This is a genomic window from Lactiplantibacillus sp. C232 (assembly GCF_023806725.1).
Lineage (GTDB): Bacteria > Bacillota > Bacilli > Lactobacillales > Lactobacillaceae > Lactiplantibacillus > Lactiplantibacillus plantarum.
On sequence record NZ_JAMSKZ010000008.1, the window covers coordinates 50,904 to 75,773 of the forward strand.

The following is a 24,870-nucleotide window of genomic DNA, read 5'->3' on the forward strand; positions in this document are numbered from 1 at the left end:
AGATTTGCAATAAATTAATGATGATGCCTGGCGTTGTGTGAGCGGGCTGACCGTTTCGAGTAGTGGTGCTTCGACGGCTTCGCCCGGTGCTTGACTCGCATTGTGACACGGGTTCCCCGAACTCGCAAGGCTTGTGCATTGGTTGCCGGCAGGGTCAGTAAACCGCCACAGACGGCCAGGATGACGAGCACTGGTAATCCTCGGTGGATCGACATGATAGAACGCCCCCCTTAACTAAAATCCTTATTTAGTGTATAAGTAATTCGAGTCAGCGTCAACCTAAGGTCCGTTACTGACTTTACAAAACGTTAACGGCATATTAACGGATTATTCACAAAAAGCCGGCAAATTTGATTGTATTTTGCCAAGTTTTCCTTTATGGTGGGAGTAATATATAAAAGGGAGTTTGGCTAAATGAATATTGAAATCTTAAACTCAGCAATCCAAGACTTACATTTCCAAATCGTTTATGATCGTTCTGAAGACGATGACAATCCTGGTCAGGGGCAATTCAGCTATACGACCGCCAATCCAGATGTTAAGAAGACGTTTGGCGATGACGTTGTGCAGGCTCAATTACAAGTGACCTATAAAGAAGAAATGTTCGACTTATCCGCGACCGTTTTTGCGATTGTACGCCTAAGTGGTGAGATGGTGGGAATTATTGAACGTCAATCTGACAACAAATCAATTGAAGACGACGAACAAGAAATGTTGAACAATTTGAATGGTGCCATCATTCCAGCGTTGTCTGCCAAAGTCCGGGCCTATGCAGCATTATTGTCAACTGAAGCTAGCAACTTTGCCATCATGCCAGCTGACTTTGATGATAGCCAGCCCAATGATGCTGAATAAGCGTAATCCAAGAGCTTGTCAAACTGGCAAGCTTTTTTTGATGACTTAAGGAATGAGTTCTAGCGTTGTGTAACCGTTAACAAAGGTGCTATAATAATGATGGTCAGAGTTGACTAGGCAACTGCGGTTGCAATGACGAGGTCAGAAGGTCTGATTGGTGACTTCAGCAATTATTACTTTGATCCAGGCTTATCGGAATGGTTCAAAGCGGGGGTGACCGCAAGTCGGTCAGCACACATAGGGGCAGTGAATATTGACACATAGTTTGAGCCAAGCTGGTAAGTATCGTGGTGGCCAAGTTACGCTGTAATTTGGCCGCTATTTTTATCTTATTTTCAGCCGAACACTGCGACAAAAAATGAAAACTGTCGTGATGAAATCACTGTAAATTGTCACATGAAAGCGTATACTGACGGTGAGAGGGGTGAGTGTTATGTTTAAACCAATGGCATCTGTTTTTACGAACCATCAAATTGCGGGTCATTATCGGGCCATTGAGCGGGCGCAAAAGTGCGTGGTTCCATTTCATTTTGAGATTCAGGGACAGGAGTATCCAAAGCCAAAACCAGAACGTAACTGGTTACGGCGCTTATCGGGGACGTCGAGCGAGAAGTACGCAATGGTCGAACTGACCCCGACAAAGGTCGTTTTGTGGTCACCAGAAGGACGCAATCTGGGTGAAATGCCACTGAGTGCGGTGCGGCGAATTCAGATCGGTGCGATTCGGTGTCACGTAACGGAAGGACTCGACCCACGCCACGCATTTCGGGCGACGATCTTTGTGCTGACTGATAGCGGTAATTATTATTTTGCTAATTCTGATATGGAAGTTTTACCGGCGATTTGTAAGTTCGCCCATGAACATCAAGTGCCGGTAGAAGACCCACTGCGGTTGATTCCGCTTTTGAAGGTCGGCTGGCGGGTCGCGGCCGTGACGTTACATGAAACCTATGCGCAACTGGTTGCCCACACGGGTTATCCGGCTGATAAGGTTTAACTTGATTTTATGATTAATAATAATGAAAAACGGACGTCGATAATGACAATCCGTTTTTTTGATGCGATTAAATGTAGTTGGCTTAAACTAAGCCTTGCGCTAACATGGCGTCAGCAACTTTTGTGAAGCCAGCAATGTTAGCACCACTCAGGTAATCACCGCTAACGTGGTATTCGTCGGCAGCGGCAACGGAGTGTGCAAAGATATCTTGCATGATTTGCTTGAGGCGATTATCGACTTCTTCAAAAGTCCAGCTCAAACGCATACTATTTTGGCTCATTTCAAGGGCGGAAACGGCAACGCCACCAGCATTGGCAGCTTTGGCCGGACCATATAGCAAGCTGGCAGCTTGGTATGCCGCAATGGCTTCTGGACTGCTTGGCATGTTAGCTCCTTCGGCAACGACCTTGGCACCATTGGCAATCAAGTTTTTAGCTTGATCACCGCTGATTTCGTTTTGGGTCGCGCAAGGTAGTGCGATATCATAGGCTACTTGGGCATCCCAGACGGAACCTTCGTAATAGCTGGCACTGGCCACACGGTCGGCGTAGTCCTTGATGCGACCGCGTTCAACTTCTTTGATCTGCTTAACGATCTTGAAGTCGATACCGTTTTCGTCAATAACGTAACCGTTTGAGTCGGAGCAGGTAATCACCTTGCCGCCGAGTTCTTCAACTTTTTGAATCGCGTAGATGGCGACATTACCAGCGCCAGAGATGGCAACGCGTTGACCAGGGAAGGAAAGCTGGTTGGCCTTGAGCATTTCGTTGGTATAGTAGGCGAGACCATAACCGGTAGCTTCAGTCCGGGCTAACGAACCGCCATAGTTCAATCCTTTACCGGTGAGTACGCCGCGGTCAGCGCCCCGGAGTCGCTTGTATTGGCCGTATAAAAAGCCGATTTCGCGGCCACCAACACCGATATCACCAGCAGGAACGTCAGTATCGAGACCAATGTACTTGCTCAGTTCGGTCATGAAACTCTGACAGAAGCGCATAATTTCGTTGTCTGATTTGCCCTTAGGGTCGAAATCAGCGCCCCCTTTACCACCGCCAATTGGTAGGCCGGTCAGGGCATTTTTGAAGATCTGTTCAAAGCCCAAGAATTTGACGATACTCAGATTAACGGATGGGTGTAACCGTAAGCCGCCCTTGTAAGGACCGATTGCTGAGTTAAATTGTACTCGGAACCCACGGTTGACTCGTGCATGACCAGCATCGTCGAGCCAAGGAACCCGGAATTGAATAATCCGTTCTGGTTCGGTCAAACGTTCCAAAACATTGGCTTCGATATATTCTGGATGTTGTTCGAGGACTGGCGTGATCGTTTTGAAGACGTCGTTGATGGCCTCTAAAAATTCGGTTTGGTTCGGATCACGGTGTTCAATGACTTGGTAAACATGTTGGACATAATCGGTTGCTTGACTCAATATGATCATCCTTCCTTGAATAAGTTAACTATAATCTTCATTTTAATGGTCACGTTCGGAAATTGCACGAGTTAAATTAACTAAATTTTGATGAATTTTTAGTGATTGTGGTAAAACCGTGCTGTTGATAGCGCTTGCGATTTGGTTCGGCGGACTAACAATAATTCGCATTTTAATGCAAAGTCAGAAGTGAGGGCGTATGCTTGGGGCAATTAAATAGTAGTCAAGTCAGATTTGACGGGCGACTCATCAGGAACAGGGGGGATCATGATGAACAAACGGCGTTGGTTATTAAGTTTATTGCCAATCTTACTGGGGTTGATTGGCGTGGGTGTGTGGGGATCACAGCAATTAGGTCAAGGAGCACAGCAAGTGACACCAAAGACAATTAAAGTACAGCAGGCAGCGTCAAAAATCAAATCCGCGACGAAAAAGCAAACGACGACTAAGCCTAAAGTGAAGCCCGGCCAGCTTACTGAGGCCCAGGCAATCAAGCAAATCGATCAGTTGATCAAAAGTCATCATATTATGGGGACACTATTACTGACCACGAACGGTCCGGCGGGGGTCCGGGTTCGAACGTATGGTTATGCGGATGATGCCAATCAAGTCCGCAATACTGCGACGGAGGCTTATCCATTAGCGTCATTACAAAAAGCTGTGACTGGCGTGATGGTTCAAAAACTGATCAATCAAGGTAAGCTGAGTCTGACAACGAAGCTGAGTCACTTTTACCCGGAAATTCCGTACGCCAACCAGATTACGATACGTGAACTATTAGACCATCGTTCCGGTATTCGGATGACTGAGATAACACCAAAGACGATTTTACCAACGGAGACGGCGCGGCTGAACTTTACACTGCAACATTTACGGTCGACGAATAATCATGCTTATGCCTATTCCAACGCGAACTTTACCTTATTGGCAGGGGTTATTCGCAAAGTGACGCATAAATCCTATCAGGCGGCTTTGACTAATGACATCATTCGGCCATTGGGATTAAAACATACCTATGAATATAACGATATTCCGGGCAATGTGATCAACCCGACTTCGTATCGCTTGGCTAATGGGTTTGGTCAGAGTGGCATCATTTCTAAGCCGTTACAATCTAGTGAATTAGGCTGTGGTAGTCTATATATGAGTGTGGGGGATTATTATAAATTTATGTATGGGCTTCAAAGCGGCCAGCTAGTTGGCGAAGCCGGTTTAAAGTCACTTGCGGATAATTTTCAAATTAAATATTCGGCAGGCGTTTATTACCAGGCAGGCCAGTTGATTCGAGTGGGTGGCAATGACAATAATTTTCATAGCTACTATATGGGGTCGCGAAATGCCAAAGTCGCCTTAGTCTTATTTGAAAATCAGGGTGTTTTTGGTGGTGACAACCAGGTAGCGTATAAGATTCGTGATATTTTATTGAAGACGGTACCTTTTTAGAAACGGTACGGGCTGAACATCATCTTAATTGCGGGAGAACGTGTGCCTGCAATCAAGGTGGTGTTTTTGCTTACCCGTCCGTTTGGCTGAATCCTTGAAAATAACTAAACTTTTACTCGAAATGATGGCGCCACGACGTAACTAACGCTATGATGAGATTAGAAACTAAATGATGCAGGTGAAAGTTAATGACAAAACCAATTAAGGTAATGACGATTTTCGGCACGCGGCCAGAAGCAATTAAGATGGCGCCCATCGTGTTGCAGTTGCAGCAACAGCCACAATTTGAACCGGTAACGGTGGTGACGGCTCAACACCGCGAGATGTTAGACCAGGTGCTCACGATTTTTCACATTACGCCGGACTATGATTTGAATATCATGAAGCCTAATCAGACGTTAGCTGGTATCACCAGCCGGGTACTGACGAAGCTAGATGCAATTATGGATACAGTCAAGCCTGATATCGTGCTGGTGCATGGCGATACAACCACGACGTTTGCAGCTAGTGTGAGTGCTTTCTATCATCAAATCCCAGTCGGACACGTGGAAGCGGGGTTGCGGACATGGCAGAAGTACTCGCCATATCCTGAAGAGATGAATCGGCAGCTGACCGACGTGCTGGCCGACATGTACTTTGCACCGACCGAATTAAGTCGGCAGAATCTATTAAAGGAAAACCATCCGGATACGGCCATCACGGTAACGGGCAATACGGCCATCGATGCCTTAAAACAGACGGTTTCGATGGACTATCAACACGCTGCGCTTGATTTGATTCAGCCTGGGCACCGGATGATCTTACTCACGATGCATCGGCGTGAGAATCAGGGCGCCCCGATGGAAGCGGTCTTTGTCGCCATCAAACGAGTGGTTGCTCAGCATCCCGATGTCGAAGTGGTCTACCCAGTACACTTGAGTCCGGCAGTGCAGACAGTCGCCAAACGTATCCTCGGCCATACCGATCGCATTCACCTCATTGACCCGCTCGACGTGCTTGATTTTCACAACATGGCGGCGCGCAGTTACTTCATTATGACGGATTCGGGTGGGGTGCAGGAAGAGGCCCCGTCACTGAATAAACCGGTGCTCGTATTGCGTGATACTACTGAACGACCGGAAGGGGTCACCGCGGGGACGTTACGATTAGTCGGCACTGATGGTCAGCAGGTTGCGGCAGCAATGACCAGCCTGTTAGATGATTCCGCAGCGTACCAACGGATGGCAGACGCTAAAAATCCTTATGGCGATGGTCATGCTGCGGAATACATCTTACAAGCGATTATGAAAAAAATTGGTACACATTAATTTATTTACATTTTTGTATAAACAGTGTAATATTAAGCACTGACATAGTGATAAAAATTTTCATTTCTTCCGTAAAGATGTGAAAGAGCCGGATATGGATGCCGCGGGGGTATCAATACCGGTTATTTTTTTGCGTTAAAATTTGGATGGGCCCAGTACTACTGAGCGTCTAGGCAGCTACTTGATTTTGTCAAAGTGGCTGACGGCTGGGAGATAAGCGGATTTTACTCGTCAGCGGCCAGGTATTGCCATCAATTGATCTGATTGGACCGACTAGTCTATTCGCCGAAAGCACTAATCCTAGTATAAAAGGTGTTTCCCGCGGCATTCCATTGTATAATTGTAAATACTATAAGTGAGCGTTGAGGATAAATGAATGAATTTAAAAGCCCGTTACCCTAAAATTACGAAAAGCCTGGAAATTATTATTCGGCGGTATGGACAAGCCAATGTCAGCAATAATGCGATTGTGCTGGCCTACTACGCGTTAATGTCGATTGCCCCGATAATCTTGATTGCCGGAAACCTCATAGCCCGGTTTGATTTGAAGTCTGGACAGATTTTAGCGTACGCTCAGGAAGTTATTCCTAGTAATGTCTACCAGACGTTTAAGCCGATTTTAGTTTCATTTCTGTCTAGTGGCAGCAGCAGTAGTTTGTCAATTGGGATTTTGGTGACAGTCTGGTCGGCGTCTAAAATCATTGCGGCAATTCGCAGGAGTCTAAATGAGGCGTACGGGGTCACGGATGCCCAAAATGCCGTATGGACGCGAATTATTGCCTTTTTCTTAACGTTGGGACTATTACTCCTCATCGTAGGGCTGGCGATTTTCTTCACGTTGAGTCAGTTGATTCTAGACGTAATCTTGAATTTGACGAATCTCACGCGTGCCATCATTCCGAATTGGATCAATCAGTTGTTGGAAAACAAAAACTTGATTACCTTTGTTGGGATGTTCGTCGTCGCCATGTTGTTGTATTACTTTGTACCGAACGCCAAGGTAAAATTGCGTTACATTTGGACGGGGGCGTTAGTCACGACGATTGGTTGGATCGTGATCTCGCAAGGGTTCCGGGTGTACATCGAATTATTTGCTAAACGGATTACGACTTACCAAACGATTGGGAGTTTAATTGTACTGATGTTCTGGTTGAATTTTTCCGGGATTCTCTTGATGTTTGGTGGTGTCGTCAATGCGTCGGTGCAGGAATGGTTTGAGCATAAGATTGAGCCAAAGTCTCCACGGATGATTCGCCGCATTCGTCGACAATTCTTCAAACGCAAAAAAACAACTAAAAAAGAATAATCAGAACCTTTTAATTGAATCCGAACGTTTAATCCTGTAAAATCAAAACTTTTTGCGATTTACATATTAAACGATTCGGATTTTGTGTATAATGGTGTTCGTGTGAAAAAAGTGCCGGTGCTTTCTGAAAGTAAGTGGCGTCTATTTCAAAATAAACAGGCGTAACAACGCCACAGGAGGAGAAAGATAGTGATTCATCAGCTTTTGGCAGAGTTCATGGGAACCGCCTTGATGATTATTTTTGGTGTCGGTGTACATTGTAGTGAGGTTTTAAAGGGGACCAAGTATCGCGGTTCCGGCCATATCTTCGCAATTACAACATGGGGGTTTGGGATTACAATTGCTCTCTTCATTTTCGGCAATGTCTGCATTAACCCGGCCATGGTATTAGCCCAATGTATTTTAGGGAACCTTTCATGGTCATTGTTTATCCCGTATTCAGTTGCAGAAGTTTTGGGTGGGGTTGTTGGTGCCGTGATCGTCTGGATCATGTATGCGGACCATTTTGCCGCTTCTGCTGATGAGATTTCCCCAATTACGATTCGGAACTTATTCTCAACCGCACCCGCTGTGCGGAACTTACCACGGAACTTCTTCGTCGAATTCTTCGATACATTTATTTTTATTTCTGGGATTTTAGCTATTTCTGAAGTGAAGACGCCGGGGATCGTGCCGATTGGTGTTGGGCTCTTAGTCTGGGCCATTGGGATGGGGCTAGGTGGCCCAACTGGATTCGCCATGAACCTTGCACGGGACATGGGCCCACGGATCGCCCACGCCATCTTACCAATTAAGAACAAGGCTGACAGCGACTGGCAATACGGGATCATTGTTCCTGGGATTGCACCTTTCGTTGGGGCTGCTTGTGCGGCGTTGTTTATGCATGGGTTCTTTGGGATTGGGTAGATAATACTATAATTATTTTGGACGGCTATTGTAAAAATAGTCGTCTTTTTTATCGATGTTTATACAACAATATAACGATTGCCCTTTTACATTAAAATTTTTTTGATATAATGGCATGATGAGACTTTATATTCTTGGAGGAAATTAAATTGAGTAAGTATGATTATTTGGTTGTTGGTGCCGGACTTTTCGGTGCAGTCTTTGCCCATGAAGCAGCATTGCGCGGTAAACACGTCAAGGTGATTGAAAAGCGGGATCACATTGCCGGAAATATCTATACCAAAGAAGTAGATGGAATTCAAGTTCACCAATATGGTGCTCATATCTTCCATACTTCTGATAAACAGATTTGGGAGTATGTTAATCAATTTGCCGAATTTAATCGTTATACAAACAGTCCAGTCGCAAATTATAAAGGACATATGTATAACTTACCCTTCAATATGAATACGTTTAGTGAACTGTGGGGAGTTCGGACACCTGCAGAGGCACAAGCAAAAATTCAGGAACAAAAAGACGCTGCTCAGTTAAGCGGCGAACCTAAGAACCTTGAAGAACAAGCAATATCGTTGATTGGTACTGATATTTATGAAAAATTGATTAAGGGCTACACCGAAAAACAATGGGGCCAAAAGGCGACCGACTTACCAGCATTTATCATTCGTCGACTACCAGTCCGCTACACATACGATAACAACTACTTCAATGATACTTATCAAGGGATTCCAATCGGTGGTTACACGCAAATCGTCGAAAAAATGTTGGATCACCCAGAAATCGATGTTGAGACTGGGGTAGACTTCTTTGCCCACAAAGATCAGTATTTGGCTGACTATCCAAAAATTGTGTTTACTGGAATGATTGACCAATACTTCGATTATCAATTGGGTGAACTCGAATATCGCTCCCTTCGTTTTGAAACTGAAGAACGTGATGTCGACAACTATCAAGGCAATGCCGTAATCAACTATACGGATGCAGAAACGCCTTATACTCGGATCATTGAACACAAGCATTTTGAATTTGGTAAAGGTGATAAAGGTAAGACAATCATCACCCGGGAATATCCAGCTAATTGGAAACGTGGAGACGAACCATATTACCCAGTTAATAATACTCGCAATAACACGTTGTATAAGCAATATGCTGAACTTGCAAAGCAAGAAGGCAACGTGATTTTTGGTGGGCGCTTAGGGCAGTATCGTTATTACGATATGCACCAAGTGATTCATGCGGCGTTGGTGACGGTGAATGGTGAATTTGCTTAAAGTATTATCGATACGGACTAGTACTTTGGTACTAGTTGTACATAATATTTTTGACAGCAGATTGTTCGAAAATATTGGCTAGGATGAATGTCGGAAAATATTATTTTTATGAGGAAATGAAAAATGAAAACGGTGATTAAGTGGGATCTTCCATTAATTAAAGATATTATAATAAAATATCTTTTAAAAGTAGTAATTGCATCTATTGTTGTGGCAGCTGTGGGGGTGCTAGCTGTGACTTTTCTTAAAAGTCCAGAATATAGTTCCAATGTTCAACTTTCCCAAAATGATAACAACGCATCTCAAATCAGCACGTATTCTCAGTACGTAAAAACCAAAAACTTTAGACGTATGTTAGATCAGAAAGTTTCAGCACAAAAGAAATGGAAGAATAAGGATTATTCGATTCAAGTGGAGTCTGGAGATAACTCTGTATTCTTTACTATTGTTGCGACCTCTTCAAATGCTGAATTTTCACAGTTTTTAGCTAATGAGACACTAGAAATCTTTATTAAAAATGCCGGAAAATACATTTCTGGTGTGAATGTTAGTGTTCTTTCAAAAGCAAGTAATGCTAGTCAGCCCAATCGTGTGAATTATGTGAAAATAGCTGGTTTAATCTTCATCCCAGCTTTCTTGTTATTTGGTCTAATTTCAGTTTGGCGATTCATTCGTTCAGGAAGAGTTGAAGATGCAAAGTTTCCAGAAAAGGTGTATCAAGTCCCATATCTAGGCGAACTAGAAATTAAAGGTAAGTAACTTATGAATTGGAGGAGTTAAGAATGCTAGATATGCGGATTTCACTTAAAAAAATCAAAATGAAAATTAGTAAGCAATCAGCTGAAAAATCATTTGCCGTGATGAATGTGAACAATAGCCTCTCTCAAAGTACTTTTATTGCTAATTATGCGTTAATGTGTGCTCGAAATGGGCAAAGGGTGCTAATTATTGATACTGATTATCAAAGAAATGATTTTCTGAAAGCCTTTCATTTTCAACAGGATAAAGGGCTGTTTGAGCTGTTGCAACATGAGAGTGAAGATTATAAATCATACATTCATAGTCTTGATACCAATAAAAATTTGAGCATATTACCTGCAGGGCAAATAATGGATGCTGGTGCGTCAAACGAGACAGTAGATGTTCTGAGCACTGACCTATTCTCAACACTGTATGCAACGTTGCTAGATAAGTTTGATTTAATTTTAGTAAATCTAGCGGCTAACGCTTCTGTAGAAGAGGCAGCTCCGGTACTAGAACAAGTGGATGGCACTATCTTAGTTATCGATTTGAACAGCACCAAAAAAAGGGACTTGCATACTGTTATTCATGGTATGGTTGCACACGATTATAATATAGTTGGATATATTGATGTTAAGAGGTAGGACAGTGAAAAGAAAAATTACAATCTCATTGGGAATGGTTGTGTTGTTTTTCTCATTGATTTTTTTCTACACGAAATATTCTACAATGTTGAATGCAAGTCATAAAACGACTATGGTCAAAAGCAGTCAAGTATTGCCCCGGGCAACAAACTTTGCACAGTATAATACGCTTCGCAGTGCAGAATTAAACAAACTGAATCGTAAGATATTGGGCCAGAACTATATTGGCGCTTATATAGTCTCGAACCGTGACAACATTGTTAATTCCATGGGATCTGGGTATGCCAGCGCAGCTGAGAAACAAGCATTTAATTATAATTCAACGGTAAGAGTCGGTAACTTAGAATCCGTAATTAATGCCATGTTATTGATGGATACGTTGAAAAAATCAAAAATTTCAATGGATACAAAACTTAATAAGTATGTGCCAGAATTGGATGGAAAAATAACAGTCACTGCCAACCGGTTACTAAATAATGAGCTTAATATCAGTGTTAACAGTAATTCATTGACTGGTCTAGATGAGAAAAGTGCCCTTAACAAGTTTTTCGAGATCCTTAAGACAAATAAGGTTCAAAGTGATTCTCAGCAAGTGAAGGCAAATCAAATCTTATTGGCGATTGTTCTGATGAGAATCAACCGAAGTTCGTACAAGGCTCTACTGACGCAATTCTTCCAAAAAAATGATCTAGATGGTAGTCGAATAATTGATAGTCAATCATTTTCCGAAAGAACGGATGCGGTGAGTTATCATTTGTCGAAAACGACAGACGGAGCACCTCAGTACGATAAGCCCTATAAGGAAATTGATACTAAGTATACTTTTGGGACTGATCAAATTCGTATGTCGATGATTGATATTTTGAATACTATTCGTGTAATGAGTTCAGATAATCTTAGTGCTAGTTACCAAAAAACACTTTATCAATATGGACAAAAACTAGAGGTTTTGAGGAAGTCAAATAATCATATGTACTATACGATAAATAGTCATGGTTTTAGAACGTATGTTATGGCTGGATCGGGATCAAAACGAATCGTAATTAGTAGTGAAAACTATCCCAACACGGGTGTATCTAAGTTGCATCTTGCAAAGAGTATTTATAGCAGTTTATTTGATGATTAATATGCATAAGGGGGAGAGTTGCGCGTGCAAAGTAGTGTAAGTCAAGAAAGTAGTTTGTTTGAAAAGACTGTTGAGTACTTCATAATGTTTTTAATTATAGTGAGTACGAACACCGTATACACTTTGAATAAGTTTGCATCAGCGAGAGTTCTGGCCTTTGGTGTTGGTATCATCATGTTTTTTGTAGCAGTCCAGGTTATAGCGTTACATTTGAATTCGAATCGAACTAAATTAATTACCATTCTATTTGTGTACTATATGTACATCATGTTTTATTGTTTTATGACTGACTTTTATGGGAAAACACAATTTATTTCTATTTTTTTGGTTTTTTTCCCAGCAAGTGTATGCTACTGGTACGCGCGATTCTTGGATGGAAAATTAAATGTTTCCGTTCATCGATTTGTAAATATCGTTCAATTGCTTTCGATTCTATCTTTAGCCTGTTGGGTACTGTTTTCTAATTTGCATCTGATAAAGGGAAATACCATGTACTCGGGCTGGTCAGGTACTAATATTACAAATTATTTTTGGATCCATTTTGATACACAAACACAGTCAATTTTTTCAGGTGTAATTACACGGAATACAGGTATATTTCTTGAAGCTCCTATGTATGCGTACACCCTACTTTGCGCTTTATATGCGGAACTCTTTATTTCAGACGAGCATCGTATGCCTGTCATTATTATTTTACTTATTACGTTAGTGACTACTTTTTCGACAACTGGAATTATTTTTGGTGTGTTAGCAGTTGCATACTATATCATTCGACGCCATGTTACCCATATTTCTCCAGTCGGGATAGTAATGGTTACCATAGTTGCAGGTGTATCATTATGGGTCATCAAGAGTGCCCTTAGTTCAAAGACAGGCTCAACATCCGCAACACTGAGAAATGATGACTTGCATGCGGGAATGATTGCTTGGATGAAGCATCCTTTCTTCGGGAATGGATTTAATAATATGCACGTGATCCACAGTTCGATGGCTGCATGGCGGCTGAAAGATGGAAGTGTCGGTGCCTTGGGATTCACTTCTGGAGTATTGAAAATCTTGAGTGATGGTGGAATTTATCTTTTTGTAGCATATTTTTTACCATTATTTTCATTTTTCTCAACTGCTTTAACGCAATCGAAGACAAAGGAAAAACTTGTGGGACTCATATTATTGTTAGCAACAATGGTTATCACTTTTGTACCATATAGTCCGTTGACGATGTATTTAATTTCATTTTTCTATGTTTATTACTTTCTTGATAATAAACAATCTGAACAAAGCCTGCGCATTTCGGTGAAGGAGTAAGAATAGTTATGAATATAAGAATTTTTGTAGCAGCCCATAAAACGTATAAGATGCCGACGGATACCATATATCAGCCTATCTTTGTTGGGACCTTGTTACATAATCAAGTACCGGAGGAATATATTTCTGATGGTACAGGTCAGAATATCTCAAAGTTGAATCCCAACTTTAATGAGCTAACAGCGATTTACTGGGCGTGGAAGAACGATCAATCTGACGTCAAAGGACTGGTACACTATCGCCGATATTTATCAAAGCATCCCAGTAAGGATTTTTCAACAATCCTAAGTCGTGCAGATATAGAAGAAATCCTTCAACACGATGATATTATTTTACCAAGCAAACGACATTATGTAATTGAGTCGAATGCACAGCACTATAAGAATGCACATTATGCTGAACCTTTGGATGTTCTTGTAGAGATTATCCGGAAACAATACCCAGAATATATAGCAGCGTGTGATCAGGTATTAAAGCGGCGTTCAGCACATATGTTCAACATGTTTATCATGAGAAGTAGCTATTTTGACGAGTATTGCGAGTGGCTTTTTGATGTGTTGTTTAAGTTAAAAGATAGCATTGATATCACAGATTATGATGCTCGTGAAGCACGCGTATTCGGATATTTGTCCGAACTGATGCTTGACATGTGGATTGAGAAAAATGGTTATTCTTATCGTGAAGTTCCAGTTCAATATTTAGAAGCAAAGAAAACCTTTCAAAAGGGGCTTAATTTGATTGCTAGAAAACTTTTTCCAAATCGCGAGAAAAAAACTCATTTTTGAGTTTTTGATGTTGATTAGAAACTATGTAAAGGAAAGCTCTTAAAATGAAACAAGTATATATATTTACACCCTTTATGACCGGATATGGGGGAACTGAGACAGTTCTGACAAATTTATTTCATGAATATAATCGTTCGCCAGAAAGGGACTATCACATGAAATTAATTTGTATTGGTGGTTACGAAGATGATTCATGGACAGGCTCTATCAAAGATATTCAAGTAATTAATCTTGGCAAAAATCGTACGATACGAGCTTTAGTATATCTTTTTTGCTTACCATTTATTATGTTGAGAATATTAAAAGGTAATCCGGATGTTGTGATTTCAACTAACCCGATAATGTGGTCGTTAGCATATTGGATTAAGGCCATATTTCACAAAAAATATAAAGTGATTTCTTGGTATCACTATTCACTGGAAGCAAAGTCGTTGCCAAAAATTTTATTGAAAAGTGCAGACACATATCTAGCCATTAGTTCGGGTATATCGCATCAAATTCAGAAGTACGGTGTACATGCTGAGAAAGTCAAAACGATTTTCAATCCTATTTTTAAAAATAAGATTGTCGTTAGTCGCACTGAGGTTGGCGAGACTCCTGAGTTGATCTATGTTGGTCGCATCATGTTGGACGGGCAAAAGAATATGAGACAAATTATTGATGCTTTAGCAAATGTTAAAGGAAAATGGCATCTAAGCATATATGGTGATGGAGATATTGAAGCAGTATCCAATTACATCGATTCTAAGGGTATTTCTGATAATATATCATTTATGGGTTTTAAGAAAAATATGTGGTCAACTTTGGATAAAATGGATTGTCTCTTACTGTCGTCCAAGTATGAAGGCCTACCTATGGTTCTGAACGAAGCCATTTCAGTTGGGATTCCAGTTATTTCTACTAATTGTGAAACCGGACCAGAGGACATCGTTAACTCTGAAAATGGCATATTGGTCAAAACAAATAGTACACTGGATTACCAACAGGCGATTCAAAAAGTTGTGGATCGAAAGGTGGACTTTCAGGATAGCATAAAGATCAAGAAGTCAATCAGTAAATTTTATAGTGAGAATTATTTTAATGTGTTTATGAAGTCGATTGGAGAATAAATTGAAGGCATTACGTACGATAATTAAAAAAGTGTTGTTTAAAACAGTTTATCCAATATTTAGGTTATGCCCAATAAGACGTAACTATGTTTTGTTTAATTGTAATAATGGCAAAGTTTTTGATGGTAATCCGAAAGCAATATTTGAAGAATTGCGGAACAAACAAAATGCAAACCAGTACAAGTTTATTGTAACTGCGTCTAATGGGGTAGTCATACCAGAGAATGTTCATCGGGTGCGATATATGTCTCTGGCGTATATCTTTTATTTAGCCGTGTCGAAATACTGGGTCATTAACATCAATGCATTTTCGGGCGTTAATCCTCGAAAGGACCAGGTATTCTTGCAGACGTGGCATGGTACTCCACTCAAAAAAATTGGTGCTGATATCCAGGATACTTCGCGATCTACGGAAAAAGAAGAGTGGCGCAAGGATGCACTTAATTGGACGTATTTTTTGAGTAATGGTTCTAGGAGCAATCCATTTTATAAATCTGCTTTCGGTCTAAGCGATAACCAGATATTGACTTATGGGTTGCCACGAAATGATCGATTGGGAGATAATAAGCAATTATATGACAGCTTTCGAAAAGAGCGAGGAATCTCAAAAAATCAGAAAGTTATTCTGTATGCACCAACATTTCGTGATGATGGCAGTCAGATTCAATTCAATTATGAGGAATTTTCAAAAAAGCTTGGTTCAAAGTTTTATCTTCTAGTCAATTTTCATCGTCTTTATGTTGAAAAAGGGTTAGGAAACTTTCCAAATGTTGAATTCAATGAACATCTCTCAATTACTGATTGTATGGAAGTGTCAGACCTATTGATTACAGATTATTCATCAGTCTTTTTTGACTATTCGATATTAAATCGGCCTATGATTTTCTATCCTTACGATTACAACAGATATATGAACGAGGAAAGAGGGACATATATGGAGTATAGTAGCACCGTTCCTGGTCCAATCTGTTATTCGTTTGATAGCTTAGTTCGTCAACTTATGTCTGAAGATAATAGTAAACACGATAATAGTCAATTTGCTAGAGAATTTAATGCGAATTATGAGCGAAGAGATGCAAGTGAGAAGATTGTTTCGAAAGTATTTGGTTTATGAAAACGAGGGAGTTCTGCATGAAAAAGGTTGCGGCAATTTTAGTTACGTATAATCGAGTAGATTTATTAAAAAAATGTCTTTCCCAGCTGTTGATTCAGCCGGCTGCGTTAACACAAATTCTGGTGATTGACAATCATAGTTCAGATGACACTCAGTCCTTTATGAGTAAGTTGGTGAAAGAGCATCATCAAGTTATCTATTCACGTCTAGATAGCAATCTAGGTGGGGCTGGTGGATTTTCAGAAGGAATAAAACAAGCAATGTCTTTGGATGTTGATTATTTTTGGATAATGGACGATGATACAATCCCTAATCCTGATACGTTGACCAATTTATTAGATGCAGATAAACAATTACAGTCAAAGTGGTCGTTTCTTTCAAGCAACGTTAGATGGGTTGATAACAAGGCAGCAAGGATGAATCAGTTAACAACGCAGAAATACTGGTCTGATGAGATTGGAAATGGATTGATTGCGGTAAAAACTGGGACGTTTGTTTCAATCTTAATTAAGAAGGATGACGTCGTAAGAGTTGGGCTTCCAATTTCTGAGTTCTTTATCTGGAGTGATGATACGGAATACACGATTCGTTTGAGTGATAAGTTCACGGGGTACTTTGTAATCAACAGTACTGTGACTCACGAGACGAAGGTAAATTTAAGTGTGGATTTAGTTCATGAACGGGATAAGAATAAAATCAGCCGTTATTACTATAGTCTTCGAAATGGATTTTATATTGCACGTCGTGAAAAAAAAGTGGGCAGATATTTTGTACGTGCTGTCCTACTCTCTCTCTCTGTTATTGTATCCAATAGTGAATATAAGTGGCTCAAGTTAAAAGCATTGTACAGAGGGCTCTTTGCAGGCTTTGTGTTTAATCCTAAAATTAAATTTTATTCGTAATCATTGTCGTAGAAGGGGTGTAGAGTCTTGGTGGCCATGAGTATGGTTAAGCCATAGATATGTAAGTATATGAAAATTGTTAAGAATTATTTATATAATGTTGGATACAATGTCTTGATTTTATTGACCCCACTGCTGACAGTACCGTATATTTCTCGAGTTTTAGGCCCGACTGGTGTTGGTATAAATGCGACGACTAACTCAGTGATCACTTATTTCTTACTAGCCGGAACTGTTGGAATTACGATTTATGGGAATCGAGAAATTGCCTTTATTCGGGAAAATAAATCTCGTATGTCTCAGACCTTTTGGGAAATTGAATTTCTACAAATAACAACGATAACTTTGGCATACGTTGCATTTGTTATATTCTTATATTTTCAAAATTCGTTGAAAATATATTTTTTCTATCAGTCCTTTTATATCATAGCAGGTGCATTTGATATATCCTGGTTCTTTATGGGATTAGAAGATTTCAAAAAAACTGTTCTGAGAAATATGCTGATTAAACTGATTTCATTAATTGCGATATTTACTCTGGTAAAAAGTTCAAGGGACACAGGAATCTATATCCTGATCCTCTCAGTATCGCAATTATTGGGGAATATGACACTTTGGCCTTATCTACCGAAGATTGTTAATGCACCAAAGATTCGTAATCTAAATATATTTCAACACTTGAAACCATCATTGGCGTTATTTGTCCCACAGGTAGCAATCACTGTCTACTTAGCGGTAAATAAAACAATGCTTTGGCAATTGGATTCAGTTACGTCATCGGGATATTATGATTATTCTGATAAGTTAATTAAACTTGTTCTGGCAATTGTGACATCTACAGGGACTGTCATGCTGCCACATATTGCCAATTTATATGCAAAGAAAAAGATTCGACAGGTGAAGGAATATTTATATACGTCATTTGATTTTGTGCTCTCTATCTCAATTCCAATGGCATTCGGTATTGCGGCATTAGCTACCGCTCTTGCACCATGGTTTTTTGGAGAAAAATTTACAATGGTGAACAAGTTATTGATCATTGAGGCGCCAGTAATTGTGTTAATTGGACTAAGTAACGTCATCGGACAGCAATTCTTACTACCAACGAAGCAAACAAAGACGTATACGATTTCTGTAGTGTTGGGCGCAGTTACTAATGTGGTAATTAACATACCGCTAATTTTAAAATTGGGGGTTGCAGGTGCAATGACTGCTACATTGCTTTCTGAGTTGGTAGTAACCAGTTTTCAACTCTACAAAGTACGTCAAAAATTGAAGTTTAAGCGGTTATTTCGCAATTTTGGCATTTATTTTGTAGCGGGAATTTGTATGTTTATTCCTACATACGTTCTGAATATTACAATGAGGATTACAACGTTGAGTTTGATTGGCCAGATTGTGGTAGGATTTTCTATCTACTGTGGTTTGCTTTGTATTTTACAACCAAGTATTTTTGAAAACTTGGCTAAACTAAGGAAAAAATGATATAAAGGAGAATTTCCAAATGAAAAGAGTAATCACTTACGGTACGTTTGATTTATTGCATAAGGGACACATTCGTTTATTGAAACGCGCCAAGGCGTTGGGGGATCATTTGACAGTGTGTGTTTCAACGGATGAGTTTAATGCCGAAAAAGGGAAAAAAGCGTATACACCATATGAAGATCGTAAGTATATTCTCCAAGCAATTAAATATGTGGATGAAGTTATACCAGAAACAAACTGGGATCAAAAAATCAATGATGTAATTGAAAATAACATTGATGTTTTTGTAATGGGTGATGACTGGAAAGGAAAATTTGATTTTCTGAAAGATTATTGCGAAGTGATTTATTTGCCACGAACTGAGGGGATTTCTTCAACTAAAATCAAGCAAGATCTTGGTATGAAGACCAAATAGCAAGTGTAAAATGACGTTAATGAAGGACGTCATTTTTTAGTATGTTGATCTAACTGTACCTGGTAGTATACCCACTTCTAATATTGATGTTATTATACTGGTATGTGGAAGAAATGGGGGGATATTTTGAATAATAGTAGGGGTCAAGCTCGTGTTTTCCTGAGTATTATTGAATTACTTGCAACGTTGTTAACAATTTTAGTTGTAAGCGAATATAGCGCCAATGCTAATACATTCGTTAATGTTCAGCAAGAAGGAATGAAAGTATCAAATCAATCAAATAACTTGCAGTTGCAAAAGATTATTGATTCACATACCAAGGATTTTACTACAGTGTATATTCCTAAGGGAGTTTACCAGTTTAGTAAAGGGGCAATTTTATTGCATTCCAATATTCGCTTTGAATTTGCACAAGGAGCTATTTTTGAGATAAGTGGTGCTCAAATGTGTAGTTTTTCATATCCTAGTCCTAGGAAGGGATATGATGGCGGTATCAGTAATGTGACTTGGTCGAATGCTACTTTTAAAGGAATTGATACGAATGGGCAAGGTGCCTTTGTTCAAAGCATGAATCATGCAAAACAAGTCACGTTTCAAAATTGTACTTTTTTTAACAGTGAAGATCCCCGTGGGCATGATTTAGATCTTGATGGGAGTCATAATATTTACGTCCAAAATTGTACTTTTATTGGATTTAATCCAAAGGCTACATTTGAATATAAGGAAGCAATACAGATTGATTACTCGGATAAGTTGGCAATGTCAAATGTTTTACAAGATGATAAATATGACGATTTGCCCTCGTATAACGTGTTTATTTCAGGCAGTAAATTTTTGCCACTTTTAAAAAGTAATCAGATTGAGTACTATGCTCCAAACCCAATAGGAGAGCATGCAACTTTTCAGAACGGTAAAACTGGTGTAATTCATGATGTGTATTTTTCAAATAATGATGTCATGGATGCGCGTCCAAGGTCCGATAAGAATTCTGGAGTCATCAACTTTACTGGAATTTCAAATTTGAGTATTAGGAACAATCATTTTTATAACATTCATACTACTGGTCCGTTTAATTATATTCGAATATTTAATCCATTGAAATCATATGTTGTGCAACATATTGATATTTCTCGAAATGAATTTGTAAATATTAATCCGACTGGACAATATGTACTAATCAGTTCAGCGTTTCCAGGTAATGTAACTAAAGACGTAACAATCAATGGTAATCTAGTAATCAGTGCTGCAAAATTCACACCGTTTATCAATAATAATGGCAATGGTCAGCTTGCACATGCTAATAATCAAATTATTAATGTGGTATCTGAGTAGATCTCACTACTCAATACTTTTAGTATATGCAGAAATTTTCAAAAAATCTTATTCGGTCATTTCCGTCACGCATTAAGAAAGGTGTTATTAATATGAATCATCTACTAATCACAGGCGGTGCTGGATTCATCGGTGCGAATTTTGCTAGATATGTTTATGAGTCGCATCCAGAAGTACAAATAGTCGTACTGGACAAGCTAACTTACGCCGGCAATCGTGCTAACCTAACCGACATACTGGGTGACCGCGTTAAACTAGTCGTTGGTGACATCTGTGATGCGCCGTTAGTAGATAGATTAGTCTCCAAAGCTGATGCAATCGTGCACTTTGCTGCAGAAAGCCATAATGATAAGGCATTAGTTAATCCGTGGCCCTTTATTCAGACCAACATTGTCGGTACGTACACGCTAATACAGGCAGCAACTAAGTATCATAAGCGATTCCATCATGTGTCTACCGATGAAGTCTACGGGGACTTGCCATTATCTGAACATGGCAGTGGCGATGAAGGTAAATTTACCCCAACCAGCCCTTATCAGCCTTCAAGTCCATACTCAGCGTCTAAAGCTAGCAGTGATATGTTGGTGAGAGCTTGGACCCGTTCATTTGGCCTACAGGCAACGATTTCAAATTGTTCCAATAACTATGGCCCATACCAGCATATTGAAAAGTTTATTCCACGCCAGATTACCAATATTTTGAGTGGGCGCCGTCCTAAATTATATGGAACTGGTAATAATGTTCGTGACTGGATTCATACCAATGATCATTCAGCTGCAATTTGGGACATTTTGACTAAAGGTCGAATTGGTGAAGCGTATCTCATTGGTGCTAATGGGGAAATGAGCAATAAGGCAGTTCTCGAAATGATTTTACAGTTGATGGGGCAGCCACAAGACGCTTATGATGTTGTCAGAGACCGACCAGGACATGATCTACGGTATGCAATTGATGCATCCAAACTACGAACTGAACTTGGTTGGCGGCCACAGTACACCAACTTTGAAGCTGGCCTCCAGGATACGATTGAGTGGTATACGTCCCATCGTAGCTGGTGGGAGACTAGCAAAGCGCAAGTTGAGCAGACTTACGCACGACATAATCAATAATGAACAAAGCCATAGTCAAATGACTGGTCAACCCCGCAACCCGCGGGACTAACCAGTCTTTTGACTATTCTCTTTTTCCCCTGACGCCCCTTCAATTCCCAACGAGAACCCGGCCATCTGCCTCATAATCACGTCCTGACTAAGTCCGATATACCGCTTTGTAATGGCTTCACTGGAGTGATTAAAGATCATCATCAGCGTTCCGATATCGTGTGTTTGCTGGTAATAGTGGTAGCCAAACGTTTTACGTAGTGTATGTGTCCCGATGTCAGTCCGGTTCATCTTGCGAGCGATGGTTTGAAACAACTTATAGACAGCATTCACACTCAGAGGGTGATGTTGGCGATTGGTAAACAGGTATTCAGAATCAGGTAAATCTTCTATATAGTGATTGATTTGTGGACGCAGACGTGTGAGTAAAATCAGACGTCTTTTTTTCGTCTTCTTTTCTGTAATTTGGACGACATCTTGGTAGCGAACTTGTACCACTTTCAGGTTAAGAATATCGCTCATTCGTAGTCCGGTGTTTAAGCCAATCAAAATCAAAAGGGCGTTTCGTTCGCCATGCGTGCCATTGCGGGCATAGTTGACGAAGGCCGTAATTTCCTGTTGGGAACGCAGTGGCTCGACATTGTAGTAAATAATCATCACACTCTTTCGTGGAACGTACTAATTCTGTTTATTACATAGTAATTATAAACCATATTAATTAATAAATATAATCAATAATCTAGTACATCACCGGATTGCGCGTGAAAACGGCACTATTTTGAAAAAAATAATGCCGTTTAAACGCAATCTGTAAATAAATATAACATCTCGTTTATATTTGTCAATGTAATCTGTTGTTTTATTGTATAAAAACATCGATAAAAGTCGTGATTGATACAAGTTTATCGTAAATTTATCAAATTCAGGTTAAACCCTTGTCGTAAAAGGAATCATTCTTTTCAAAATAGTGACGTTACATAAAATGTTAGCAAAGTCTATTAAGTTTTGGAGAGTGAATGATGGATCAAGCAGTAAGTTTTGACTTCTTTATCCGGTTAGTCCGCAAATATTGGCGGGCAATCATTGGTTTTACGGTGGCTGGATTGATCGTCGCAGCGGGGTTGACGTTCTTTGTTATTACACCGAAGTATCAATCGAGTGTTCAGATTCTGGTCAATCGTAAGAATACGAACGCTGCAACCGAGTATGCGGGTCAGCAAGCCGATGTTCAGATGATTACCACTTATAAAGAATTAATTGCGGGTCAGGTCGTATTGAAGCCAGCTAAGCAACAGTTGAGTAAGCGGTTTGGCATTGAACGGTCACTGAATACATTGAAGAGTGAAGTTAGTGTCACCAGTACGACTAATTCACAGGTCTTCTCAATTGCGGTGACTGACGCCGATGCTAAGGCGAGTGCCACGATTGCTAATCAGATTGCACGGAGTTTCAAGAATCAGGTCAAGAAGATCATCAAAGTCAACAACGTCACGATTGTTGCACCTGCAGAGACACCTAAGAGTGCGGTTTCACCCAAGAAACCACTTAATCTGCTGATTGGGTTAGTTGCTGGTTTGCTACTCGGTATCGTCTACGCAGCAGTACGGATGTTGACCGACCGGCGCGTGCATGACGTTGACTTTTTGACGGATGATTTAGGACTGACCAGTTTGGGCTTAGTCAATCATCAGCATCAACATTCAATGAAGAAGCAGGTCTTAAATCTCAATGGTGGTTATCGCCCGCACAATGACCGGACGAATTCACAAGCGATGAAGCGTGTATAGGAGGGTGCTCAATGTTTAAACGTAAAGAACAGAATACGACGACCACGGCACCCATTAATCTGACGGCGATTAATGAACCGATGTCAGTCATTACCGAACAGATCAAGACGATTCGAACGAATATCAACTTCGCCGCGTCTGACCGAAAGTTAAGGACCTTGATGGTGACCTCAGCTATGTTGGGCGAAGGCAAATCGACCGTTAGTGGCAACCTCGCCGTTGAATATGCCAAGGAAGGCATGCAAGTCCTACTGGTTGATGCCGATTTACGGCGGCCAACCATTCACAAGACATTTGGCTTGAAGAACCAAAAGGGCTTGAGTTCGTGGCTAGGCAACCAGTTAGAGGATGTTAATGATGCGATTCATCCCGTAATTGGCAATCTATTCGTGATGACGAGTGGTCCTAAGCCACCGAACCCTGCAGAACTATTGGGGAGTAACAAGATGACCGAGTTCTTGACTTCGGCGACCCGTAAGTTGGATTTAGTCATAGTGGACGCACCACCAATCTTACCAGTGACCGATTCACAGTTGTTGGCTAACAAGGTTGATGGGACCGTCTTGGTCGTTCGTCAAGGCGTCGCGCAAAAAGCAGCCGTGCGGGATGCGGTACGTTCTTTGAAGAAGTCGCATGCCAATATTCTGGGGAGTGTCCTGAATGATGTTCGGGATAGTTCGCATCACGGCTATTACGGCTATGACAATGGTTACGGGTACTACAGTAATGAAGATAAATAATTTAGTTGACTTACATTGTCATATTTTGCCAGGAATCGACGATGGTTCGCCATCCTTGGACGCATCACTTGAACTGGCGGAACAAGCGGTGGCGGACGGCATTCGTTACATTCTCGCGACACCGCATCACATGGATCGACATTATTTAAATCATGCCGTCAATGTGAAGCAGGCTGTCGCGGACTTTCAAAATGAATTGAATTTGCGTGATATCCAATTGACCGTCTTTCCAGGTCAAGAGGTTCACCTCAATGGGCAACTGATGGATCATCTGGACGACTTGTTGGGTATAGATACCGGTAGAAACTATTTATTACTTGAACTACCTCATGAGATGGTCCCGAGTTATTTGGATGAATTGATTTTCCAATTAAGCTGTGAAGGTATCACACCAGTCATCGCCCATCCGGAACGTAATGCACAGATTATTGCGGAACCCCAACGTTTATATGAGTTAGTTGAACAAGGGGTGTTGGCTCAAGTCACAGCCACGAGCTTAGTTGGGACCTTCGGGGAGCAGGTCCAACGAACGGCCAAGGAATTTGTGAAGTGCGGGTTAGTTCAAGTGGTTGCTTCGGATGCACACACGTTGAAAAACCGCGGCTTTGCAATGACGAAGGCTTTTCAAGTCTTAAATGAATTGAATTCTGAATATCCTGAACGGTTTGCAGCCAACGCTCGGGATTTGTTGAATGGCGATCAGATTGAACTGGGTGAAATCAAGATGCCACGTAAACAGCGGAAGCACTGGTTGTTTTAGTAGAAGGAGCGAGT

The 24,870-nt window shown here is 40.7% G+C and carries 25 protein-coding genes; 22 read left to right on the forward strand and 3 right to left on the reverse strand.

Annotation, left to right across the window (positions count from 1 at the left end; genetic code table 11):
- Window positions 1-14: 14 nt before the first annotated feature.
- Entirely contained in the window at window positions 15-215 is a 201-nt protein-coding gene (locus MZO41_RS09050) for a hypothetical protein (protein WP_003643304.1), read from the reverse strand.
- A gap of 199 nt (window positions 216-414) precedes the next feature.
- Between MZO41_RS09050 and MZO41_RS09055 the strand changes: the two genes are divergently transcribed.
- A complete protein-coding gene (locus MZO41_RS09055; RefSeq protein WP_003643305.1) occupies window positions 415-855 on the forward strand; it encodes a hypothetical protein in 441 nt (146 codons plus the stop codon).
- A 433-nt stretch (window positions 856-1,288) separates the two neighbouring features.
- Window positions 1,289-1,852, forward strand: coding sequence for a hypothetical protein (locus MZO41_RS09060; RefSeq protein ID WP_003646269.1), 564 nt, complete (start codon window positions 1,289-1,291; stop codon window positions 1,850-1,852).
- An 82-nt stretch (window positions 1,853-1,934) separates the two neighbouring features.
- Here the strand turns inward: MZO41_RS09060 and gdhA are convergent, their stop codons facing one another.
- The gene (gene gdhA / locus MZO41_RS09065; RefSeq protein ID WP_171831422.1) at window positions 1,935-3,290 is read right to left on the reverse strand and encodes an NADP-specific glutamate dehydrogenase; all 1,356 of its coding nucleotides are present in this window, start codon (window positions 3,288-3,290) and stop codon (window positions 1,935-1,937) included.
- A 258-nt stretch (window positions 3,291-3,548) separates the two neighbouring features.
- On the opposite strand from gdhA, the gene MZO41_RS09070 reads away from it, so the two are divergent.
- The 17 genes from MZO41_RS09070 to rfbB all read left to right on the forward strand — a co-directional run bounded on the left by MZO41_RS09070 (window position 3,549) and on the right by rfbB (window position 21,578).
- Window positions 3,549-4,724: a serine hydrolase domain-containing protein gene (locus MZO41_RS09070; protein ID WP_011101277.1), complete on the forward strand. Its 1,176-nt coding sequence runs from the start codon at window positions 3,549-3,551 to the stop codon at window positions 4,722-4,724.
- Between the two features lie 188 nt (window positions 4,725-4,912).
- Window positions 4,913-6,031, forward strand: a complete 1,119-nt coding sequence (wecB, locus tag MZO41_RS09075) for a non-hydrolyzing UDP-N-acetylglucosamine 2-epimerase (protein ID WP_003646267.1) — start codon at window positions 4,913-4,915, stop codon at window positions 6,029-6,031.
- 376 nt (window positions 6,032-6,407) lie between these two features.
- On the forward strand, window positions 6,408-7,337 hold the full coding sequence (locus MZO41_RS09080) for a YihY/virulence factor BrkB family protein (protein ID WP_003643314.1): 930 nt from the start codon (window positions 6,408-6,410) through the stop codon (window positions 7,335-7,337).
- A gap of 189 nt (window positions 7,338-7,526) precedes the next feature.
- Complete coding sequence (larD, locus tag MZO41_RS09085; protein WP_003643315.1) at window positions 7,527-8,243, forward strand: D/L-lactic acid transporter LarD; 717 nt, start codon at window positions 7,527-7,529, stop codon at window positions 8,241-8,243.
- 149 nt (window positions 8,244-8,392) lie between these two features.
- Window positions 8,393-9,511, forward strand: a complete 1,119-nt coding sequence (glf, locus tag MZO41_RS09090; protein WP_013355372.1) for a UDP-galactopyranose mutase — start codon at window positions 8,393-8,395, stop codon at window positions 9,509-9,511.
- A gap of 123 nt (window positions 9,512-9,634) precedes the next feature.
- On the forward strand, window positions 9,635-10,270 hold the full coding sequence (locus tag MZO41_RS09095) for a YveK family protein (protein ID WP_013355373.1): 636 nt from the start codon (window positions 9,635-9,637) through the stop codon (window positions 10,268-10,270).
- A gap of 23 nt (window positions 10,271-10,293) precedes the next feature.
- The gene (locus MZO41_RS09100) at window positions 10,294-10,896 is read left to right on the forward strand and encodes an AAA family ATPase (protein ID WP_013355374.1); all 603 of its coding nucleotides are present in this window, start codon (window positions 10,294-10,296) and stop codon (window positions 10,894-10,896) included.
- Between the two features lie 4 nt (window positions 10,897-10,900).
- Window positions 10,901-12,022 carry a hypothetical protein gene (locus tag MZO41_RS09105; RefSeq protein WP_225868877.1) on the forward strand — a complete coding sequence of 374 codons (1,122 nt, stop codon included), beginning with the start codon at window positions 10,901-10,903 and terminating at the stop codon, window positions 12,020-12,022.
- Between the two features lie 24 nt (window positions 12,023-12,046).
- Window positions 12,047-13,327: an O-antigen ligase family protein gene (locus tag MZO41_RS09110; protein WP_022638388.1), complete on the forward strand. Its 1,281-nt coding sequence runs from the start codon at window positions 12,047-12,049 to the stop codon at window positions 13,325-13,327.
- A gap of 8 nt (window positions 13,328-13,335) precedes the next feature.
- Window positions 13,336-14,112, forward strand: coding sequence for a DUF4422 domain-containing protein (locus MZO41_RS09115; protein ID WP_013355376.1), 777 nt, complete (start codon window positions 13,336-13,338; stop codon window positions 14,110-14,112).
- A 44-nt stretch (window positions 14,113-14,156) separates the two neighbouring features.
- Entirely contained in the window at window positions 14,157-15,221 is a 1,065-nt protein-coding gene (locus tag MZO41_RS09120) for a glycosyltransferase (RefSeq protein ID WP_013355377.1), read from the forward strand.
- Between the two features lies 1 nt (window position 15,222).
- Window positions 15,223-16,335, forward strand: a complete 1,113-nt coding sequence (locus MZO41_RS09125) for a CDP-glycerol glycerophosphotransferase family protein (protein ID WP_013355378.1) — start codon at window positions 15,223-15,225, stop codon at window positions 16,333-16,335.
- A 17-nt stretch (window positions 16,336-16,352) separates the two neighbouring features.
- Entirely contained in the window at window positions 16,353-17,237 is an 885-nt protein-coding gene (locus MZO41_RS09130; protein ID WP_013355379.1) for a glycosyltransferase family 2 protein, read from the forward strand.
- Window positions 17,238-17,306: 69 nt separating this feature from the next.
- Complete coding sequence (locus MZO41_RS09135; protein ID WP_022638387.1) at window positions 17,307-18,722, forward strand: flippase; 1,416 nt, start codon at window positions 17,307-17,309, stop codon at window positions 18,720-18,722.
- Between the two features lie 19 nt (window positions 18,723-18,741).
- Window positions 18,742-19,137, forward strand: coding sequence for a glycerol-3-phosphate cytidylyltransferase (gene tagD / locus MZO41_RS09140; RefSeq protein WP_013355381.1), 396 nt, complete (start codon window positions 18,742-18,744; stop codon window positions 19,135-19,137).
- Between the two features lie 102 nt (window positions 19,138-19,239).
- Window positions 19,240-20,469 (forward strand): hypothetical protein, encoded by a 1,230-nt coding sequence (locus MZO41_RS09145; RefSeq protein ID WP_015380061.1) that lies wholly within the window; start codon window positions 19,240-19,242, stop codon window positions 20,467-20,469.
- Between the two features lie 92 nt (window positions 20,470-20,561).
- Entirely contained in the window at window positions 20,562-21,578 is a 1,017-nt protein-coding gene (rfbB, locus tag MZO41_RS09150; protein WP_013355383.1) for a dTDP-glucose 4,6-dehydratase, read from the forward strand.
- Window positions 21,579-21,626: 48 nt separating this feature from the next.
- Here the strand turns inward: rfbB and MZO41_RS09155 are convergent, their stop codons facing one another.
- Window positions 21,627-22,226 carry a tyrosine-type recombinase/integrase gene (locus MZO41_RS09155; protein WP_015380064.1) on the reverse strand — a complete coding sequence of 200 codons (600 nt, stop codon included), beginning with the start codon at window positions 22,224-22,226 and terminating at the stop codon, window positions 21,627-21,629.
- 359 nt (window positions 22,227-22,585) lie between these two features.
- Here MZO41_RS09155 and MZO41_RS09160 point away from each other — a divergent pair, with 359 nt between their 5' ends.
- From MZO41_RS09160 to MZO41_RS09170, 3 genes are read left to right on the forward strand one after another with little or no spacing between them, the layout of a single operon-like run.
- Entirely contained in the window at window positions 22,586-23,356 is a 771-nt protein-coding gene (locus MZO41_RS09160) for a YveK family protein (protein ID WP_022638544.1), read from the forward strand.
- An 11-nt stretch (window positions 23,357-23,367) separates the two neighbouring features.
- Window positions 23,368-24,096 carry a CpsD/CapB family tyrosine-protein kinase gene (locus MZO41_RS09165; protein ID WP_013355386.1) on the forward strand — a complete coding sequence of 243 codons (729 nt, stop codon included), beginning with the start codon at window positions 23,368-23,370 and terminating at the stop codon, window positions 24,094-24,096.
- Window positions 24,083-24,856 carry a tyrosine-protein phosphatase gene (locus MZO41_RS09170; RefSeq protein WP_013355387.1) on the forward strand — a complete coding sequence of 258 codons (774 nt, stop codon included), beginning with the start codon at window positions 24,083-24,085 and terminating at the stop codon, window positions 24,854-24,856. Before MZO41_RS09165 ends, MZO41_RS09170 begins: the two co-directional genes overlap by 14 nt.
- The last annotated feature ends 14 nt before the right edge of the window (window positions 24,857-24,870 follow it).

Excerpts from the sequence above, each read along its gene's own strand:
- MZO41_RS09050 (WP_003643304.1), bottom strand. The coding sequence starts at position 215 with ATGTCGATCCACCGAGGATTACCAGTGCTCGTCATCCTGGCCGTCTGT.
- MZO41_RS09055 (WP_003643305.1), top strand. The coding sequence starts at position 415 with ATGAATATTGAAATCTTAAACTCAGCAATCCAAGACTTACATTTCCAA.
- MZO41_RS09060 (WP_003646269.1), top strand. The coding sequence starts at position 1,289 with ATGTTTAAACCAATGGCATCTGTTTTTACGAACCATCAAATTGCGGGT.
- gdhA (WP_171831422.1), bottom strand. The coding sequence starts at position 3,290 with ATGATCATATTGAGTCAAGCAACCGATTATGTCCAACATGTTTACCAA.
- MZO41_RS09070 (WP_011101277.1), top strand. The coding sequence starts at position 3,549 with ATGATGAACAAACGGCGTTGGTTATTAAGTTTATTGCCAATCTTACTG.
- wecB (WP_003646267.1), top strand. The coding sequence starts at position 4,913 with ATGACAAAACCAATTAAGGTAATGACGATTTTCGGCACGCGGCCAGAA.
- MZO41_RS09080 (WP_003643314.1), top strand. The coding sequence starts at position 6,408 with ATGAATTTAAAAGCCCGTTACCCTAAAATTACGAAAAGCCTGGAAATT.
- MZO41_RS09095 (WP_013355373.1), top strand. The coding sequence starts at position 9,635 with ATGAAAACGGTGATTAAGTGGGATCTTCCATTAATTAAAGATATTATA.
- MZO41_RS09100 (WP_013355374.1), top strand. The coding sequence starts at position 10,294 with ATGCTAGATATGCGGATTTCACTTAAAAAAATCAAAATGAAAATTAGT.
- MZO41_RS09115 (WP_013355376.1), top strand. The coding sequence starts at position 13,336 with ATGAATATAAGAATTTTTGTAGCAGCCCATAAAACGTATAAGATGCCG.
- MZO41_RS09120 (WP_013355377.1), top strand. The coding sequence starts at position 14,157 with ATGAAACAAGTATATATATTTACACCCTTTATGACCGGATATGGGGGA.
- MZO41_RS09130 (WP_013355379.1), top strand. The coding sequence starts at position 16,353 with ATGAAAAAGGTTGCGGCAATTTTAGTTACGTATAATCGAGTAGATTTA.
- MZO41_RS09135 (WP_022638387.1), top strand. The coding sequence starts at position 17,307 with ATGAAAATTGTTAAGAATTATTTATATAATGTTGGATACAATGTCTTG.
- tagD (WP_013355381.1), top strand. The coding sequence starts at position 18,742 with ATGAAAAGAGTAATCACTTACGGTACGTTTGATTTATTGCATAAGGGA.
- MZO41_RS09145 (WP_015380061.1), top strand. The coding sequence starts at position 19,240 with ATGTGGAAGAAATGGGGGGATATTTTGAATAATAGTAGGGGTCAAGCT.
- rfbB (WP_013355383.1), top strand. The coding sequence starts at position 20,562 with ATGAATCATCTACTAATCACAGGCGGTGCTGGATTCATCGGTGCGAAT.
- MZO41_RS09155 (WP_015380064.1), bottom strand. The coding sequence starts at position 22,226 with ATGATTATTTACTACAATGTCGAGCCACTGCGTTCCCAACAGGAAATT.
- MZO41_RS09160 (WP_022638544.1), top strand. The coding sequence starts at position 22,586 with ATGATGGATCAAGCAGTAAGTTTTGACTTCTTTATCCGGTTAGTCCGC.
- MZO41_RS09165 (WP_013355386.1), top strand. The coding sequence starts at position 23,368 with ATGTTTAAACGTAAAGAACAGAATACGACGACCACGGCACCCATTAAT.
- MZO41_RS09170 (WP_013355387.1), top strand. The coding sequence starts at position 24,083 with ATGAAGATAAATAATTTAGTTGACTTACATTGTCATATTTTGCCAGGA.